The sequence below is a fragment of the Zestomonas carbonaria genome (genome assembly GCF_904061905.1).
Taxonomy (GTDB): Bacteria; Pseudomonadota; Gammaproteobacteria; order Pseudomonadales; family Pseudomonadaceae; genus Aquipseudomonas; species Aquipseudomonas carbonaria.
This window is the reverse complement of record NZ_CAJFCI010000026.1, coordinates 61,376-76,975: the sequence shown is the minus strand read 5'-3', so window position 1 is coordinate 76,975 and position 15,600 is coordinate 61,376. Positions and strand designations below refer to the sequence as shown.

Here is a 15,600-nt window from a genome sequence, read left to right as displayed (position 1 = left end):
ACCGCTTCTACGAACGCCGCACCGCCTTTTCCGCGCTCATGGCTCGGGGCTTGCCGTTACGTCCGGTATTCCGCATTGATCTTCACGTAATCATGGGACAGGTCGGTCGTCCAGATCGTTTCGCCGCAGGCGCCACGGCCCAGCTCGATACGGATGCCGATCTCGGCTTCGGCCATCACCCTGGCGCCCTGGTCCTCGGTGTAGCTGGCCGCGCGGCAGCCCTTGCTGGCGATGCACACGTCGCCGAGGAACACGTCGATCTTGCTGACGTCCAGTTGCGCCACACCGGCATAGCCCACGGCGGCGAGGATGCGTCCCCAGTTCGGGTCGGAGGCGAACAGCGCGGTCTTGATCAGCGGCGAATGGGCTACCGCGTAGGCCACGTCGAGGCATTCCTGGTGAGTGGCGCCGCCGTTGACCTGCACGGTGACGAACTTGGTGGCGCCCTCGCCGTCGCGGACGATGGCCTGGGCCAGCTCCATGGAGACTTCCAGCACCGCCTGCTTCAGGGCGGCGAACAGCGCCCCGCTGGCCTGGGCGATTTCCGGCAGCTCGGACTGGCCGGTGGCGATCAGCACGCAACTGTCGTTGGTGGAGGTATCGCCATCGATGGTGATGCGGTTGAAGGACTTGTTCGCCGCGTCGCGCAGCAGGTCCTGCAGCACGCCCTGGGCCACCTTGGCGTCGGTGGCGATGTAGCCGAGCATGGTCGCCATGTTCGGCTTGATCATCCCCGCGCCCTTGCTGATGCCGGTGACGGTGACGGTGACGCCCTCGTGGACGAACTGGCGGCTGGCCCCCTTCGGCAGGGTATCGGTGGTCATGATGCCTTCGGCCGCGGCAGCCCAGTTGTCCGCCTTGAGGTCGGCCAGGGCAGCCGGCAGGGCGGCCTCGATCTTCTCCACCGGCAGCGGCTCGCCGATCACCCCGGTGGAAAACGGCAGCACCGCATTGGCCGGCACGCCGGCCAGCTCGGCCAGCTTGACACAGGTGCGCGTGGCATTGGCCAGGCCCGGCTCGCCGGTGCCGGCGTTGGCGTTGCCGGTGTTGGTCAGCAGGTAGCGGACCGGTCCGAGGAAACGCTGCTTGCAGAGGATCACCGGCGCCGCGCAGAAGGCGTTGAGGGTGAACACCCCGGCCACGCTGGAACCCTCGGCGCAGCGCATCACCACCACATCCTTGCGCCCGGGGCGCTTGATGCCGGCCGAAGCGATGCCGAGTTCGAAACCGGGGACCGGGTGCAGGGTAGGCAGGGGACCAAGACCGACAGCCATGGAGAGCGCTCCTTGTTGGATACAGTTATCGAAGACCGGGAAGACGGTCCGAATCTAGGCAAAAACGCCGCGAGCGGCTAAGCCGGTCGCGGCGTCGATGGTGCAGGCAGCGGAGCCGCAGAACCCTCTCGTGATCTCGCGGGTCGGGACCGCTTTAACGCAGTATGGCCGACGCGCGACGAATCATGAGCAGGTTCTCAGTTCACCTGCCCGTGGCAATGCTTGTACTTCTTGCCGGAACCGCAGGGGCAGGGCTCGTTGCGACCGATCTTCGGCTCCGCGCGCACCGGTGCGGCGGCCACGGCGACATCGCCTTCCTCGGCCGCCTCAGGCTGCGCCAGGGCGGACACCTCGGCATGCTGGAACTGCATGCGCTTGGCCAACTCCTCTGCTTCGCGGCGCAGGCGCGCCTCTTCCTCGGCCGGGTCCTCGCGACGCACCTGGACGTGGGAAAGCACGCGGATGGTGTCGCGCTTGACGGACTCGAGCAGCTCCTGGAACAGGTTGAAGGACTCGCGCTTGTACTCCTGCTTGGGGTTCTTCTGCGCGTAACCGCGCAGGTGGATGCCGTGGCGCAGGTGGTCCATGGTCGACAGGTGGTCCTTCCACAGATCGTCGAGCACGCGCAGCAGGATCTGCTTCTCGAAGGTGCGCAGCGCCTCGGCGCTGGCCAGATCTTCCTTCTCCTGGTAGGCCGCGACTAGGTGCTCGAGGATGCGCGCATGCAGCGGCTCCTCGTGCAGGTGGTCGTCCTCGTCCAGCCACTGCTGGACCGGCAGCTTGATACCGAAGTCGCTGTACAACGTGGCTTCCAGGCCGGCCACGTCCCACTGCTCGGGCAGCGATTGCGGCGGGATGTACTGGTGGAAGGTGCTGTTCAGCACTTCCTCGCGGAACTCGGCGATGGTGTCGCCGATGTCCTGGGCGGCCAGCAGGCTGTTGCGCATGTGGTAGATCACCTTGCGCTGCTCGTTGGCCACGTCGTCGTATTCGAGCAATTGCTTGCGGATGTCGAAGTTGCGGCCTTCGACCTTGCGCTGCGCCTTCTCGATGGCATTGGTCACCATGCGGTGCTCGATGGCCTCGCCCGGCTGCATGCCCAGGGCCTTCATGAAGTTCTTCACCCGGTCGGAGGCGAAGATGCGCATCAGGTTGTCTTCCAGCGACAGGTAGAAGCGGCTGGAACCCGGGTCGCCCTGACGGCCGGCACGGCCGCGCAACTGGTTGTCGATACGGCGGGATTCATGACGCTCGGAAGCGATCACGTGCAGGCCGCCGGCCTCGATCACCTGCTGGTGGCGCTTCTGCCAGTCGGCCTTGATCTGTGCGACCTGCTCGTCGGTGGGATTCTCCAGGGCCGCCACTTCGGCTTCCCAGTTACCGCCCAGCAGGATGTCCGTACCACGGCCGGCCATGTTGGTGGCGATGGTCACCGCGCCCGGACGACCGGCCTGGGCGATGATCTCGGCTTCCTTCTCGTGATACTTGGCGTTGAGCACCTTGTGCTCGATGCCGGCCTCTTCCAACAACTTGGAGACGTACTCGGAGGCTTCGATCGTCGCGGTGCCGACCAGTACCGGACGGCCGTTGGCCTGGCAGTCCTTGATGTCGGCGATGACCGCCTGGTACTTCTCGTCCTGGGTCAGGTACACCAGGTCGTTGAAGTCCTTGCGCGCGACCGGCCGATGGGTGGGGATCACCATCACATCGAGGCCGTAGATCTGGCGGAACTCGAAGGCCTCGGTGTCGGCGGTGCCGGTCATGCCGGAGAGCTTCTTGTACAGGCGGAAGTAGTTCTGGAAGGTGGTCGAGGCCAGGGTCTGGCTCTCGGCCTGGATGTTCACGCCTTCCTTCGCCTCGATGGCCTGGTGCAGGCCCTCGGACAGGCGACGGCCCTGCATGGTGCGGCCGGTGTGCTCGTCGATCAGGATGACCTGGCCGTTCTGCACGATGTATTCGACGTTGCGGTGGAACAGGGTATGCGCGCGCAACGCGGCGTAGACGTGGGTCAGCAGGCTGAGGTTGTGCGCCGAGTAGAGGCTCTCGCCTTCGGCCAGCAGGCCGTTCTGGGCGAGCAGCTCCTCGATGAACTGGTGCCCGGCCTCGTTCAGCTCCACCTGGCGGGTCTTCTCGTCGATGCTGTAGTGGCCTTCCTGGGTCACCTGCCCTTCGACTTCCTCGATGTGCCGCTTGAGGCGCGGGATCAGGCGGTTCATCTCGATGTACAGCTTGGAGCTGTCCTCGGCCTGGCCGGAGATGATCAGCGGGGTACGCGCTTCGTCGATGAGGATCGAGTCCACTTCGTCGACCACGGCGAAGTTCAGCTCGCGCTGGAACTTGTCGTCCAGGCTGAAGGCCATGTTGTCGCGCAGGTAGTCGAAACCGAATTCGTTGTTGGTGCCGTAGGTAATGTCGGCGGCGTAGGCGGCACGCTTCTCTTCCGGCGGCTGGAACGGGCTGACGATGCCGAGCGACAGGCCGAGGAACTCGTACAGCGGGCGCATCCAATTGGCGTCGCGGCGGGCCAGGTAGTCGTTCACCGTGACCACGTGCACGCCCTTGCCGGACAGCGCGTTGAGGTACACCGCCAGGGTCGCCACCAGGGTCTTGCCCTCACCGGTGCGCATTTCGGCGATCTTGCCTTCGTGCAAGGTCATGCCACCGATCAACTGGACATCGAAGTGACGCATGCCCATCACCCGCTTGCCGGCCTCGCGTGCCACGGCGAAGGCTTCCGGCAGGAGTTGATCGAGGGTCTCACCTTTTGCCAGACGCGCCTTGAACTCCTCTGTCTTGGCCCGTAACTGCTCGTCGGACAGGGCCACCATCTGCTCTTCGAGCGCATTCACGGCCTGTACGGCCTTGAGCATGCGTTTGACTTCACGCTCGTTCTTGCTTCCAAAGAGTTTCTTCAACAAAGGCGCAAACATATCGGCAGGGTCTTCCACACTATGGATGGAGGGCGGCCTCGCGAGTCGCCCGCGCAGCCTTATGGGCTGCATGCGAAGCGGGCATTCTACTCGGAATCGATGGAGAGGAAAGTAGCCCCGTTCGCGACTGGTACGCGTTTTCGGGCGACCGGGCGGTCGCCTGGAATGGCTCGGGCGGCCTCAGCAGGCGCACTAAAGCGGGCGCACCGGGCTCGTCCGGCGCCCGGCACAGGACGGCTTTCTGCTAACATCGCACCTCATCCACCGCAGGCACCCACCATGACCTTCCGCCCGTTGCCGGCCCGCTCTCCCGCCGCCCTGTTGCGCGAAGCCAAGCCGCTGCAAGGCCTGATAGACCAGGCCGAACGCCTGGCCCATCTGCAGAACCTGCTGCACAGCCAACTGCAACCAGCGGCCCGCGAGCACTGCCACGTCGCCGCCTGGCGTGACGGCAGCCTGCTGCTGGTGGTCACCGATGGCCACTGGGCCACCCGGCTGCGCTACCAGCAACGCCGCCTGCTGCGCCAGTTGCAGGGCTTCGACGAGTTCGCCGGGCTGACCCGCCTCCTGTTCAAGGTGCAACCACCGCAGACCCAGAGCCAGGGGCGCGGTCGCTGTGCCAGCCTGTCGGCCAACGCCGCCGACAGCATCCGCGCTACCGCCGAACACATCGGCGACCCACGCCTGCGCGCCGCCCTCGAACGCCTGGCCAGCCATGGCGACAAGCCGTAGGAAGGATCGGGCGACGTTCCGTTTCAGCCCGCCAGTCCAAGGCCCTGTTCGGCTCATTGGATTCCCGCGTGCGCGGGAATGACGGGGCCTGAAGCACGCTGGTTGTTCCCCGTCGTCCTCGCGAACGCGGGGACCCAGTAAAAGAAAAAAGGCCACCCGAAGGTGGCCTCAATAAAAAGCAAAAGGGAGAGATTGTCTCGTCGGCCGCGCTTAACCGGCAGCTACCGGACGCATGTAGGAGATGGGAGCGCTCTTCACATCATCGAAGGTCACCACTTCCCACGCATCCTTTTCCGCGATCAGTGCGCGCAACAGACGGTTGTTCAGCGCATGCCCCGACTTGAAGCCGCGGAATTCGCCGATCAGGCTGTTGCCCAGCAGGTAGAGGTCGCCGATGGCGTCGAGGATCTTGTGCTTGACGAACTCGTCCTCGTAACGCAGGCCGTCTTCGTTGAGCACGCTGTCCTCGTCCACCACGATGGCATTTTCCACACTGCCGCCGAGTGCCAGGTTCTGCGAACGCAGGAACTCGATATCGCTCATGAAGCCGAAGGTCCGCGCGCGGCTGACCTCCTTGACGAACGAGGTGCTGGAGAAGTCCACGCTGGCCCGTTGGGTACGCCCACGGAATACCGGATGGTCGAAGTCGATCTCGAAGCTCACCTTGAAGCCGTCGAACGGTACGAAGGTGGCGCGCTTGTCGCCCTCTTCCACCGTCACCTCGCGCTTGATGCGGATGAACTGCTTGGCCTTCTCCTGCTCCTGCAGGCCTGCGGATTGAATCAGGAATACGAAGGGACCGGCGCTGCCATCCATGATCGGCACTTCGGACGCGGAGAGCTCGACGTAGGCGTTATCGATGCCCAGGCCAGCCATGGCCGAAAGCAGGTGCTCCACGGTGTCCACCTTGACATCACCATTGACCAGGGTGGTCGACATGGTGGTTTCCCCGACGTTCTCGGCCCGGGCGCGGATTTCCACGACAGGATCGAGGTCGGTACGACGGAACACGATTCCGGTATCCACCGGGGCCGGCTTCAGGGTCAGGTAAACCTTTTCCCCGGAATGCAAGCCGACGCCCGTGGCCCGGATGATGTTCTTCAGGGTGCGTTGTCTGATCATGGCTTTGGCCGCTATAGCACTAGTTGCGAATTGTTTTCAACAATGGCCGGCGATGATAGCAGAACCGGCCTTTGCTGAAAAACGCCAATCACCTTAATACTCCTGATAAATCAGATTAATCGGCCTGGCGACGCAGGAACGCCGGGATGTCCAGGTAGTCCAGATCATCCTGGGCATTCAGCTTGGCTGCGGCCGAGCCACCATGGCTCTGACGCTGCACGGTCGGGCGATCGTAGTCCTTGTAGTTGACCGACGGTTGTTCCGGACGAGCGGCGGCAGGTGCGCTGATGGTCGCGGCCGGCACGGTGTTGTCGACCACCTTGACCGGCTTCTCGATCTTCGCACCCAGGCCGGTGGCGACCACGGTGACATGCAGTTCGTCGCGCATTTCCGGATCGATCACCGCGCCGACCTTGACGGTGGCGTGCTCGGAGGCGAAGGCCTCGATGATCTCGCCGACCGCGGCGTACTCGCCGAGGGACAGGTCCAGACCGGCTGTGATGTTCACCAGGATACCGCGCGCGCCCTGCAGGTTGACGTCTTCCAGCAGCGGGTTGCGGATCGCCGCCTCGGTGGCCTCGCGGGCACGATTCGGACCGCTGGCGCAGCCGGTACCCATCATCGCCATGCCCATCTCGCCCATCACCGTCTTCACGTCGGCGAAGTCGACGTTCATCAGGCCCGGACGCTGCATGATGTCGGAGATGCCACGCACCGCACCGGCCAGCACGTCGTCGGCCTTGGCGAAGGCGGACAGCAGGCTGGCATCCTTGCCGAGGATGGTCAGCAGCTTCTCGTTGGGGATGGTGATCAGAGAGTCGACGCTCTCGGCCAGCGCACGGATGCCGTCATCGGCGACCTGCATGCGCTTGCGGCCCTCGAACGGGAACGGACGGGTCACCACCGCAACGGTGAGGATACCCATCTCCTTGGCCACTTCGGCGATGATCGGCGCCGCACCGGTGCCGGTGCCGCCGCCCATGCCGGTGGTGATGAACACCATGTCGGCGCCTTGCAGCACCTCGTTGATGCGCTCACGGTCCTCCAGGGCGGCCTGACGGCCGATCTCCGGGTTGGTACCGGCACCCAGGCCCTTGGTCACGCCGCAGCCAAGCTGCAGCACGGTACGCGCGCTGACGTTCTTCAACGCCTGCGCATCGGTGTTGGCGCAGATGAATTCCACGCCTTCGATGTTGTTCTTGATCATGTGGTTGACGGCATTACCGCCGCCGCCGCCCACGCCGATCACCTTGATCACTGCACTTTGCGGGACATTGTCTACGAGCTCGAACATTTTCCCCTCTCCTTTGCTTTCTAGTTGTAACGCCTACTGCGGTGGAACATCAGAAATTGCCCTGGACCCAGCGTTTCAGCCGCTCCAGTACCGGTGTCTTGGGTTCGTCGGCATACAAGCCGCCGGGAGACATGCCGATGCCGTCGGCCTGCTTCTGCAGTCCGTACAGCAACAGGCCCACGCCCGTTGAATAGATGGGATTGCGAACCACGTCGGCCATCCCCTTGACGCCATGCGGCACGCCCAGGCGCACCGGCATGTGGAAGATCTCTTCGGCGAGTTCGACCGCGCCTTCCATTTTCGCGGTGCCGCCGGTGAGGACGATCCCGCCCGGGATCAGGTCCTCGTAACCGCTACGGCGCAACTCGGCCTGGATCAACGTGAACAGTTCGTCGTAGCGCGGCTCGACGACCTCCGCCAGGGCCTGGCGGGACAGCTCGCGCGGCGGCCGCTCACCGACGCTGGGCACCTTGATGGTCTCGCCCGCACCGGCCAGCTTGGCCAGTGCGCAGGCGTAACGGATCTTGATTTCCTCGGCGTACTGGGTCGGCGTGCGCAGCGCCATGGCGATGTCGTTGGTGACCTGGTCGCCGGCGATCGGGATCACTGCGGTGTGGCGGATCGCCCCTTCGGTGAAGATCGCCATGTCGGTGGTGCCGCCGCCGATGTCGACCAGGCACACGCCCAGTTCCTTCTCGTCCTCGGTGAGCACCGAATAGGTCGAGGCCAGTTGCTCGAGGATGATGTCGTCGACTTCCAGGCCACAGCGGCGCACGCACTTCTCGATGTTCTGCGCAGCGTTCACCGCGCAGGTCACCACGTGCACCTTGGCTTCCAGGCGCACGCCGGACATGCCCAGCGGCTCGCGCACGCCTTCCTGGTTATCGATCACGTAGTCCTGCGGCAAGGTGTGCAGCACCCTCTGGTCGGAGGGAATGGCCACCGCCTGGGCGGCGTCCAGCACACGGTCGATGTCGGCGACGCTGACCTCGCGGTCGCGGATGGCGACGATGCCGTGGGAGTTCAGGCTGCGGATATGGCTGCCGGCCACGCCGACGAAGGCCGAGTGGATACGGCACCCGGCCATCATCTGCGCTTCCTCGACGGCGCGCTGGATCGACTGCACGGTCGACTCGATGTTGACCACCACGCCCTTTTTCAGGCCACGCGATGGGTGCGTGCCGATACCGACGATTTCCAACTGACCGTCAGCCGCCACCTCGCCCACCAGCGCCACCACCTTGGAGGTGCCGATATCGAGGCCGACGATCATCTTGCCGCTCTGCACGTTTGCCATTCTGTTGCCTCTCCTAACTCACTGGACGGCGACGGCTTCCGCCGCCGTCGGCGCCACCGGCTCGCGCCACGCCACGGCCAGGCCGTTGGAGTAGCGGAGGTCGATGCGCGCGATATTCGCGATCTGTTCTTTCAGGGTCTTGTCGTACACGGCGATGAAACGGCGCATCTTCTCCACCAGATGGTCGCGGCCGATCGCCAGTTCGATGCTCTGCCCGCTGCTGCTTTCGTTGGCGCTGAGGAACCAACTGCCACGATCGCGCATCTCCAGGCGGGTGATGGCGAACCCCAACGGGCGCAGCATCTGACTGAGCATCTGGTACTGCTGCATCACCTTTTCCTGGGCCCGCTGCGGCCCGACCAACTGCGGCAGGTTCTCGTAGTTGGCCAACTCGCGCGGAGTGAACGCCTGGCCCTGGTTGTTGAGCAGCGCCTCGTCGCCCCAGCGGGCCACCGGCAATTGCTCTTCCAGGCGAATCGACACCTGGTCCGGCCACACCCGGCGCACTTCGGCGCGCGCGATCCAGGGCATGCTCTCCAGCTCCGTGCGCATGCCGTTCAGGTCGACGCTGAGGAAGCGCGCGCCGCCCACGAAGGGAGCCAGACGCTGCTGCACCGCCTGCTGGCTGATGTAGCTGAGCTCGCCACTGACGCTGACCCGGCTGATCGGCTGGTCGGCATAGGGCAGCAGGTACTGCGCGCCCTCGTAGGTCGCGAAGCCCAGCGCACCCAGCAGCGTCGGCCAGAGCAGGTGCTTGAGGAACGCGAAGTTCGGCTTCGGCAGGCGAGCCGCCAGCGGTTCCTTGGCCACCATCCGGCTGGCACCACGCGGCGCCGCCTTTCGCGACGGGGCGCGAAGCGGTGCGGGCTGCTGGTGACGGAGAGTGGCGCCGTGCATGGACTTAACCTCGGCTCTCGACGCTGTCGGCGAGAATCGCCAGGACCAGTTGCTGGAAATCCAGGCCGGCGGCACGGGCGGCCATCGGCACCAGACTGTGATCGGTCATGCCCGGAACGGTATTCACCTCGAGCAGCCAGAAGCGGCCGTCGGCGTCCTGCATCACGTCGGCGCGGGCCCAGCCCTGCACGCCGACCGCCTCGCAGGCGCGCCGGGTCAGCTCCTTGAGTTCCTCTTCCTTGGCGGCATCCAGGCCGCAGGGGATCAGGTACTGGGTGTCATCGGCCAGGTACTTGGCGTCGTAGTCGTAGAAAATGTGCGGCGTCCCCAGGCGGATCGGCGGCAGCACCTCGCCACGCAGCATGGCGATGGTGAACTCCGGGCCGTGGATCCACTGCTCGACCAGCACCTGCGAGTCGTAGCGGGCGGCGTCCTGCCAGGCGGCGATCAATTCGTCGACGCCGTTCACCTTGGCCATGCCGATGCTGGAACCTTCATGGGCCGGTTTGACGATCAGCGGGAAGCCCAGTTCCGTGGCCGCGGCGCGACAGTCGTCGACGCTCGCCAATACCGCATGGCGCGGAGTCGGCAGGCCGAGGCTGTGCCACACCTGCTTGGTGCGCAGCTTGTCCATGGCCAGCGCCGAGGCGAGGATGCCGCTGCCGGTGTAGGGAATCCCCGCGCATTCGAGCAGGCCCTGCATGCTGCCGTCCTCGCCGCCACGGCCGTGCAGGACGATGAAGGCACGATCGATGCGCTCGCTGGCCAGGCGCGACAGGAAGTCATCGCCGACGTCGATGCCGAATGCATCGACTCCGGCGCTCTTCAACGCTTCCAGCACGGCATTGCCGGACTTCAGCGAAACCTCGCGCTCGGCGCTCTTGCCGCCGAGCAGCACGGCGACGCGGCCGAATGCCCGGGGATCGAGAGTGGACTTCAGGCTGCTCATGGGGTCTTCCTCGCGGCCGCCGCGGGCACGGCGCCGGCAAACAATGGGCTTTGCAACAGTTGCGGAGCCACCCCGCCGATATCGCCGGCGCCCTGGCAGAGCAGGATGTCGCCGTCACGCAGCAGCGGCTTGAGTAGCGGTGCCAGTTCGGTGCCGCGCTCGACGTAGATCGGATCGAGCTGGCCGCGCTGGCGGATGCTGTGGCACAACTGGCGGCTGTCGGCGCCGGGAATCGGCTCCTCGCCGGCCGGGTAGACCTCCAGCAACAGCAGTACATTGGCGTCGCCGAGCACCTGCACGAAGTCGTCGTACAGGTCGCGGGTGCGGCTGTAGCGGTGCGGCTGGTAGACCATCACCAGGCGCCGGCCCGGCCATCCGCCGCGCACCGCCTTGATCACCGCGGCGACTTCGCGCGGGTGGTGGCCGTAGTCGTCGACCAGCATCACCTGGCCGCCTTCGACCGGCAGTTCGCCGTACACCTGGAAGCGCCGGCCGACGCCCTGGAAGCCGGACAGGCCCTGGACGATGGACGCGTCCTTGATGCCTTCGTCGGTGGCGATGGCAATGGTCGCCAGGGAGTTCAGCACGTTGTGGATGCCCGGCATGTTGACCGACACGTCGAGCGGCGCGTGGCCGCTGCGCAGCACGGTGAAATGGGTCTGCATGCCTTCCTGGCGGATGTTGATGGCGCGCACGTCGGCATCTTCGCTGAGGCCGTAGGTGACGGTCGGCCGCGCCACCTGCGGAAGGATCTCGCGCACCACCGGGTCGTCCACGCAGAGCACCGCCAGCCCGTAGAACGGCAGGTTGTGGAGGAACTCGACGAAGGTCTTCTTCAGGCGATTGAAGTCGCCCTCGTAGGTGCCCATGTGGTCCATGTCGATGTTGGTGACCACCGCGACCATCGGCTGCAAGTGCAGGAAGCTGGCGTCGCTCTCGTCGGCCTCGGCCACCAGGTAGCGGCTGGTGCCGAGCTGGGCGTTGGTGCCGGCGGCGTTGAGGCGGCCGCCGATCACGAAGGTCGGGTCCAGGCCGCCGGCGGCGAACACCGAGGCGATCAGGCTGGTGGTGGTGGTCTTGCCATGGGTGCCGGCCACCGCGATACCGTGGCGGTAGCGCATCAGCTCAGCAAGCATCTCGGCACGCGGCACCACCGGGATGCGCCGCTCCAGGGCGGTGGCGACTTCCGGGTTGGTGGTATTGATGGCGCTGGAAACCACCAGCACGTCGGCCTGCTCGGCATTCTCCGCGCGGTGGCCGATGAAGATCTGCGCGCCGAAGCTTTCCAGGCGCTCGGTCACCGCCGAGGCCTTGAGGTCGGAGCCGGACACCTGGTAGCCGAGGTTGAGCAGCACCTCGGCGATACCGCACATGCCGGCGCCGCCGATGCCGACGAAGTGGATGCGGCGGATGCGGCGCATTTCCGGCTGCGGCATGGCTTTGCGGCTCTCAACCATGGGCCACCTCCAGGCAGACATCGACCACCGTGCGGGTAGCATCGGGCTTGGCCAGGCGCCGCGCATGGCGGCCCATCTGAATCAGTCGTTCGGGTTGCATCAGAACCTCGGTCAGGTACGCGGCCAGATCGTCGGGATCGGTGGTCGCTTGTGGCAGCAGGAGAGCGGCGCCCTCCTCGGCCAGGTATTTGGCGTTCTGGGTCTGGTGATCGTCGATCGCATGGGGCAGAGGCACCAGGAAGGACGCCAGGCCGGCGGCGGCCAACTCGCTGACGGTCAGCGCGCCGGCACGACAGACCACCAGGTCGGCCCAGGCGTAGGCGCCGGCCATATCCTGGATGAACGGCACCACATGGGCTTTGACGCCGGCATCGGCGTAGCGTTCGACGGTCAGCGCATCGTGTTGCCTGCCGGCCTGGTGCACCACTTCCGGGCGCAGCTCGGCGGCCACTTCGGCCAGCGCCGCCGGCAACAATTTGTTCAGGGGTTCGGCGCCCAGGCTGCCGCCGAGCACCAGCAGGCGCGGACGCCGGCCGGCCAACGGCTCGCGCGGGGTTTCCAGGAACAGCTCCTCGCGCACCGGGTTGCCGGTGGTGCGGCGGCGCTGGCCACCCCGACGGAAGGTATTCGGGAAAGCCTCGCAGACGCGCTTGGCGAACAGCGCCAGGCTGCGGTTGGCGGTACCGGCCACGGCGTTCTGCTCGTGGATGACCAGCGGCACGCCGGCCAGCCTGGCCGCCAGCCCGCCCGGGCCGGTCACGTAGCCGCCCATGCCGAGCACGCAGATCGGCTGCAATTGCTTGACGATCCTACGCGCCTGCAACAGTGCCTTGACCAACTGGAACGGCGCCTTGAGCAGGGCCAGCTTGCCCTTGCCGCGCAGTCCGCTGACCTCGATCAGGTGCAGCGGCAGGCCGGCCTGGGGCACCAGCTCGTTCTCGATGCCGCGCGGCGTGCCCAGCCAGTGGACGCGGTAGCCGCGCGCCTGGAACTCGCGGGCACAGGCCAGCGCCGGGAACACATGCCCCCCGGTGCCGCCGGCCATGATCAGGACATTCGCACTCATCGGCTCAACTCCCGTAACGGCGGTTGGTCTTCGGCGAAGTCCTCTTCGCTGAACTCGGTTTCCTCGTTGCCCAACTGCGTCCGCCGCTCCCATTCGATGCGCAGGAGCAGCCCCAGGCAGATGCAGCAGACCACCAGCGAGCTGCCGCCGTAGCTGAGGAACGGCAGGGTCAGGCCCTTGGTCGGCAGCAGGCCGACGTTCACGCCGATGTTGATCAGGAACTGGCCGATCCACAGGAAAGCCAGCCCGTAGGCGACATAGGCGGAGAAGAACTGCCCGGCCTTCTCCGCCCACAGGCCGATGTACAGGGCACGCACGGTGACGAAAACGAACAGCCCCAGGGTGAGCAGCGCGCCGATCAGGCCAAGCTCCTCGGCGAGCACCGAGAACACGAAGTCGGTGTGCGCTTCCGGCAGGTAGAACTGTTTCTGCACGCTGTTGCCGAGGCCCACGCCGAACCACTCGCCACGGCCGAAGGCGATCAGCGCCTGGGACAACTGGTAGCCGGAACCGAACTGGTCGGCCCAGGGATCGGTGAAGCTGGTCAGGCGCGCCATCCGGTACGGCTGCGCCTGGACCAGGATGAACACCGCAGCGACCGCCAGGGCCACCAGCAAGCCGAAACGGAACAGGCCGACGCCGCCGAGGAACAGCATGGCCGCCGCCGCGCCCATCATCACCACGGTGGCGCCGAAGTCCGGCTCCATCAGCAGCAGGAAGGCCATCGGCATCAGCACGATGAACGGCTTGAAGAAGCCCATCCAGCTCTCGCGCACCTCTTCCTGGCGGCGCACCAGGTAACCCGCGAGGAAGATCACCGCGAACACCTTGGCCAGCTCGGAGGGCTGCACGTTGAACATGCCGAAGCCGATCCAGCGCATCGAACCGTTCACCTCACGGCCGATTCCCGGCACCAGCACCAGCACCAGCAGGGCGAAACCGACGAGCAGCAGCTTCCAGCTCATGTTCTGCCAGAAGGCCATGGGGATCATCAGGGTCAGGCCGCCGGCGACCAGGCCGATGGCCACGTAGATCAGGTGGCGGATCATGTGGTAGAGCGGGTTGCCCGTCTGCGCCGCGGCGACTTCCGAGGACGCCGAGGTGATCATCACCAGGCCCAGGCCGAGCAATGCCAGGCAGCCGGCGAGCATCGGGAAGTCCACGTCGATGCCGCGCCGGCTCAACAGCGGCGAGGGATAGGGACGGAACATGCCGGGCAGCGTAGGCAGCATCAGTCGAGCGCCTCCACCGCTTGGGCGAACAGGCGTCCGCGCTCTTCGAAGTTCTTGAACATGTCCAGGCTGGCACAGGCCGGCGACAGCAGCACCGCATCGCCCGCCCCGGCCAGCTCGGCGGAGCGCGCCACTGCTTCGTCGAGGCTCGACACCCGCACCAGCGGCACGGCATCGCCCAGCGCGGCGGCGATCAGTTCGGCGTCGCGGCCGAGCAGCACCACGGCGCGGCAGTATTTCGCCACCGGCGCGCGCAGGGCGGAGAAGTCCGCGCCCTTGCCGTCGCCGCCGGCGACCAGCACCAGCCTGCCGTCGATGTCGGCGCCCAGGCCCTCGATGGCGGCCAGCGCGGCACCGACGTTGGTGGCCTTGGAATCGTCGTAGTAGTTCACCCCGCGCAACTCGCGCAGCCACTGGCAACGGTGCGGCAAGCCGGCGAAGCCCTTCAGCGCCGCGAGCATCGGCTCGAACGGCAGGCCGACGGCATGACCGAGCGCCAGCGCCGCCAGGGCGTTGGACTGGTTGTGGGCGCCACGAATCTTCAGCTCGGATACCGGCATCAATTTGTCGAACTGGAAGGCCAGGTACTTCACCCCGTCCTCTTCGACTAGGCCGAAGCGCTTGAAGTCGGGCTTGCCCAGGCCGAAGCTCCACATCGGCACGTCGTCGCCGACCAGCGGGCGGGACAGCGCATCGTCGCGGTTCACCACCACCTGGCGGGCACCACGGAAGATCCGGTGCTTGGCCAGGTGATAGGCCGGCAGGCCGCTGTAGCGATCCATGTGGTCTTCGCTGACGTTCAGGCAGGTAGCCACTTCGGCATTCAGTTGCTCGGTGGTTTCCAACTGGAAGCTGGACAGCTCCAGTACGTACAGCTCGACGTCGTCGGCCAGCAGGTCGAGGGCCGGCGTGCCCAGGTTGCCGCCCACCGCCACGCGCTTGCCGGCCGCCCGGGCCATCTCGCCGACCAGGGTGGTGACGGTGCTCTTGGCGTTGGAACCGGTGATCGCCACGATCGGCGCCTTGGCATGGCGGGCGAACAGGTCGATGTCGCCGGACAGCTTCACGCCGCGCCGCGCGGCTTCCTGCAGCGCCGGGGTGGCGACGGCCAGGCCGGGGCTCACGTAGAGCTCCGAGGCGCGGCCGAGGAAGTCCGCATCCAGTTCGCCGCAACGCACTTCCACGCCCGGGTAGTCGCGTTGCAGGGTCGCCAGCTCCGGCGGGTTCGCGCGCGTGTCAGCCACGGCGAAGCGCACGCCCTGACGCGCCAGGAAGCGCACCAGGGACATGCCGCTCTTGCCGAGGCCGACAACGATGCGGAACTGGTCGGAAGCGATCAACGACACTCTC

The 15,600-nt window shown here is 66.1% G+C and carries 12 protein-coding genes; 1 reads left to right on the top strand and 11 read right to left on the bottom strand.

Annotated elements, in window-relative coordinates:
* Positions 1 to 56: 56 nt before the first annotated feature.
* Together argJ and secA are read right to left on the bottom strand one after the other, a co-directional pair.
* The gene (argJ, locus tag PSEWESI4_RS05625; protein ID WP_187670206.1) at positions 57 to 1,274 is read right to left on the bottom strand and encodes a bifunctional glutamate N-acetyltransferase/amino-acid acetyltransferase ArgJ; all 1,218 of its coding nucleotides are present in this window, start codon (positions 1,272 to 1,274) and stop codon (positions 57 to 59) included.
* A gap of 197 nt (positions 1,275 to 1,471) precedes the next feature.
* Positions 1,472 to 4,204: a preprotein translocase subunit SecA gene (gene secA / locus PSEWESI4_RS05620; protein WP_187670205.1), complete on the bottom strand. Its 2,733-nt coding sequence runs from the start codon at positions 4,202 to 4,204 to the stop codon at positions 1,472 to 1,474.
* Between the two features lie 279 nt (positions 4,205 to 4,483).
* Here secA and PSEWESI4_RS05615 point away from each other — a divergent pair, with 279 nt between their 5' ends.
* Complete coding sequence (locus tag PSEWESI4_RS05615; RefSeq protein WP_187670204.1) at positions 4,484 to 4,936, top strand: DciA family protein; 453 nt, start codon at positions 4,484 to 4,486, stop codon at positions 4,934 to 4,936.
* Positions 4,937 to 5,146: 210 nt separating this feature from the next.
* On the opposite strand, the gene lpxC is transcribed toward PSEWESI4_RS05615, so the two are convergent.
* From lpxC to murD, 9 genes are all read right to left on the bottom strand, one after another.
* On the bottom strand, positions 5,147 to 6,058 hold the full coding sequence (lpxC, locus tag PSEWESI4_RS05610) for a UDP-3-O-acyl-N-acetylglucosamine deacetylase (protein WP_187670203.1): 912 nt from the start codon (positions 6,056 to 6,058) through the stop codon (positions 5,147 to 5,149).
* A gap of 115 nt (positions 6,059 to 6,173) precedes the next feature.
* Positions 6,174 to 7,352 (bottom strand): cell division protein FtsZ, encoded by a 1,179-nt coding sequence (ftsZ, locus tag PSEWESI4_RS05605; RefSeq protein ID WP_187670202.1) that lies wholly within the window; start codon positions 7,350 to 7,352, stop codon positions 6,174 to 6,176.
* 49 nt (positions 7,353 to 7,401) lie between these two features.
* Positions 7,402 to 8,649 carry a cell division protein FtsA gene (gene ftsA, locus PSEWESI4_RS05600; RefSeq protein WP_187670201.1) on the bottom strand — a complete coding sequence of 416 codons (1,248 nt, stop codon included), beginning with the start codon at positions 8,647 to 8,649 and terminating at the stop codon, positions 7,402 to 7,404.
* A gap of 18 nt (positions 8,650 to 8,667) precedes the next feature.
* Positions 8,668 to 9,546 (bottom strand): cell division protein FtsQ/DivIB, encoded by an 879-nt coding sequence (locus PSEWESI4_RS05595; RefSeq protein ID WP_187670200.1) that lies wholly within the window; start codon positions 9,544 to 9,546, stop codon positions 8,668 to 8,670.
* Positions 9,547 to 9,550: 4 nt separating this feature from the next.
* Positions 9,551 to 10,495: a D-alanine--D-alanine ligase gene (locus PSEWESI4_RS05590; RefSeq protein ID WP_187670199.1), complete on the bottom strand. Its 945-nt coding sequence runs from the start codon at positions 10,493 to 10,495 to the stop codon at positions 9,551 to 9,553.
* Positions 10,492 to 11,952 (bottom strand): UDP-N-acetylmuramate--L-alanine ligase, encoded by a 1,461-nt coding sequence (gene murC, locus PSEWESI4_RS05585; RefSeq protein ID WP_187670198.1) that lies wholly within the window; start codon positions 11,950 to 11,952, stop codon positions 10,492 to 10,494. The genes PSEWESI4_RS05590 and murC overlap by 4 nt, the downstream gene beginning before the upstream one ends.
* Positions 11,945 to 13,018 carry an undecaprenyldiphospho-muramoylpentapeptide beta-N-acetylglucosaminyltransferase gene (gene murG / locus PSEWESI4_RS05580; RefSeq protein WP_187670197.1) on the bottom strand — a complete coding sequence of 358 codons (1,074 nt, stop codon included), beginning with the start codon at positions 13,016 to 13,018 and terminating at the stop codon, positions 11,945 to 11,947. Before murG ends, murC begins: the two co-directional genes overlap by 8 nt.
* A complete protein-coding gene (gene ftsW, locus PSEWESI4_RS05575) occupies positions 13,015 to 14,250 on the bottom strand; it encodes a putative lipid II flippase FtsW (RefSeq protein WP_408004277.1) in 1,236 nt (411 codons plus the stop codon). Before ftsW ends, murG begins: the two co-directional genes overlap by 4 nt.
* Positions 14,250 to 15,596 carry a UDP-N-acetylmuramoyl-L-alanine--D-glutamate ligase gene (gene murD, locus PSEWESI4_RS05570; RefSeq protein ID WP_187670196.1) on the bottom strand — a complete coding sequence of 449 codons (1,347 nt, stop codon included), beginning with the start codon at positions 15,594 to 15,596 and terminating at the stop codon, positions 14,250 to 14,252. The genes ftsW and murD overlap by 1 nt, the downstream gene beginning before the upstream one ends.
* Positions 15,597 to 15,600: the final 4 nt, after the last annotated feature.

Bases quoted from the DNA above. Each gene is read 5' to 3' on its own strand.
- argJ (WP_187670206.1), bottom strand. From the start codon at position 1,274: ATGGCTGTCGGTCTTGGTCCCCTGCCTACCCTGCACCCGGTCCCCGGT.
- secA (WP_187670205.1), bottom strand. From the start codon at position 4,204: ATGTTTGCGCCTTTGTTGAAGAAACTCTTTGGAAGCAAGAACGAGCGT.
- PSEWESI4_RS05615 (WP_187670204.1), top strand. From the start codon at position 4,484: ATGACCTTCCGCCCGTTGCCGGCCCGCTCTCCCGCCGCCCTGTTGCGC.
- lpxC (WP_187670203.1), bottom strand. From the start codon at position 6,058: ATGATCAGACAACGCACCCTGAAGAACATCATCCGGGCCACGGGCGTC.
- ftsZ (WP_187670202.1), bottom strand. From the start codon at position 7,352: ATGTTCGAGCTCGTAGACAATGTCCCGCAAAGTGCAGTGATCAAGGTG.
- ftsA (WP_187670201.1), bottom strand. From the start codon at position 8,649: ATGGCAAACGTGCAGAGCGGCAAGATGATCGTCGGCCTCGATATCGGC.
- PSEWESI4_RS05595 (WP_187670200.1), bottom strand. From the start codon at position 9,546: ATGCACGGCGCCACTCTCCGTCACCAGCAGCCCGCACCGCTTCGCGCC.
- PSEWESI4_RS05590 (WP_187670199.1), bottom strand. From the start codon at position 10,495: ATGAGCAGCCTGAAGTCCACTCTCGATCCCCGGGCATTCGGCCGCGTC.
- murC (WP_187670198.1), bottom strand. From the start codon at position 11,952: ATGGTTGAGAGCCGCAAAGCCATGCCGCAGCCGGAAATGCGCCGCATC.
- murG (WP_187670197.1), bottom strand. From the start codon at position 13,018: ATGAGTGCGAATGTCCTGATCATGGCCGGCGGCACCGGGGGGCATGTG.
- ftsW (WP_408004277.1), bottom strand. From the start codon at position 14,250: ATGCTGCCTACGCTGCCCGGCATGTTCCGTCCCTATCCCTCGCCGCTG.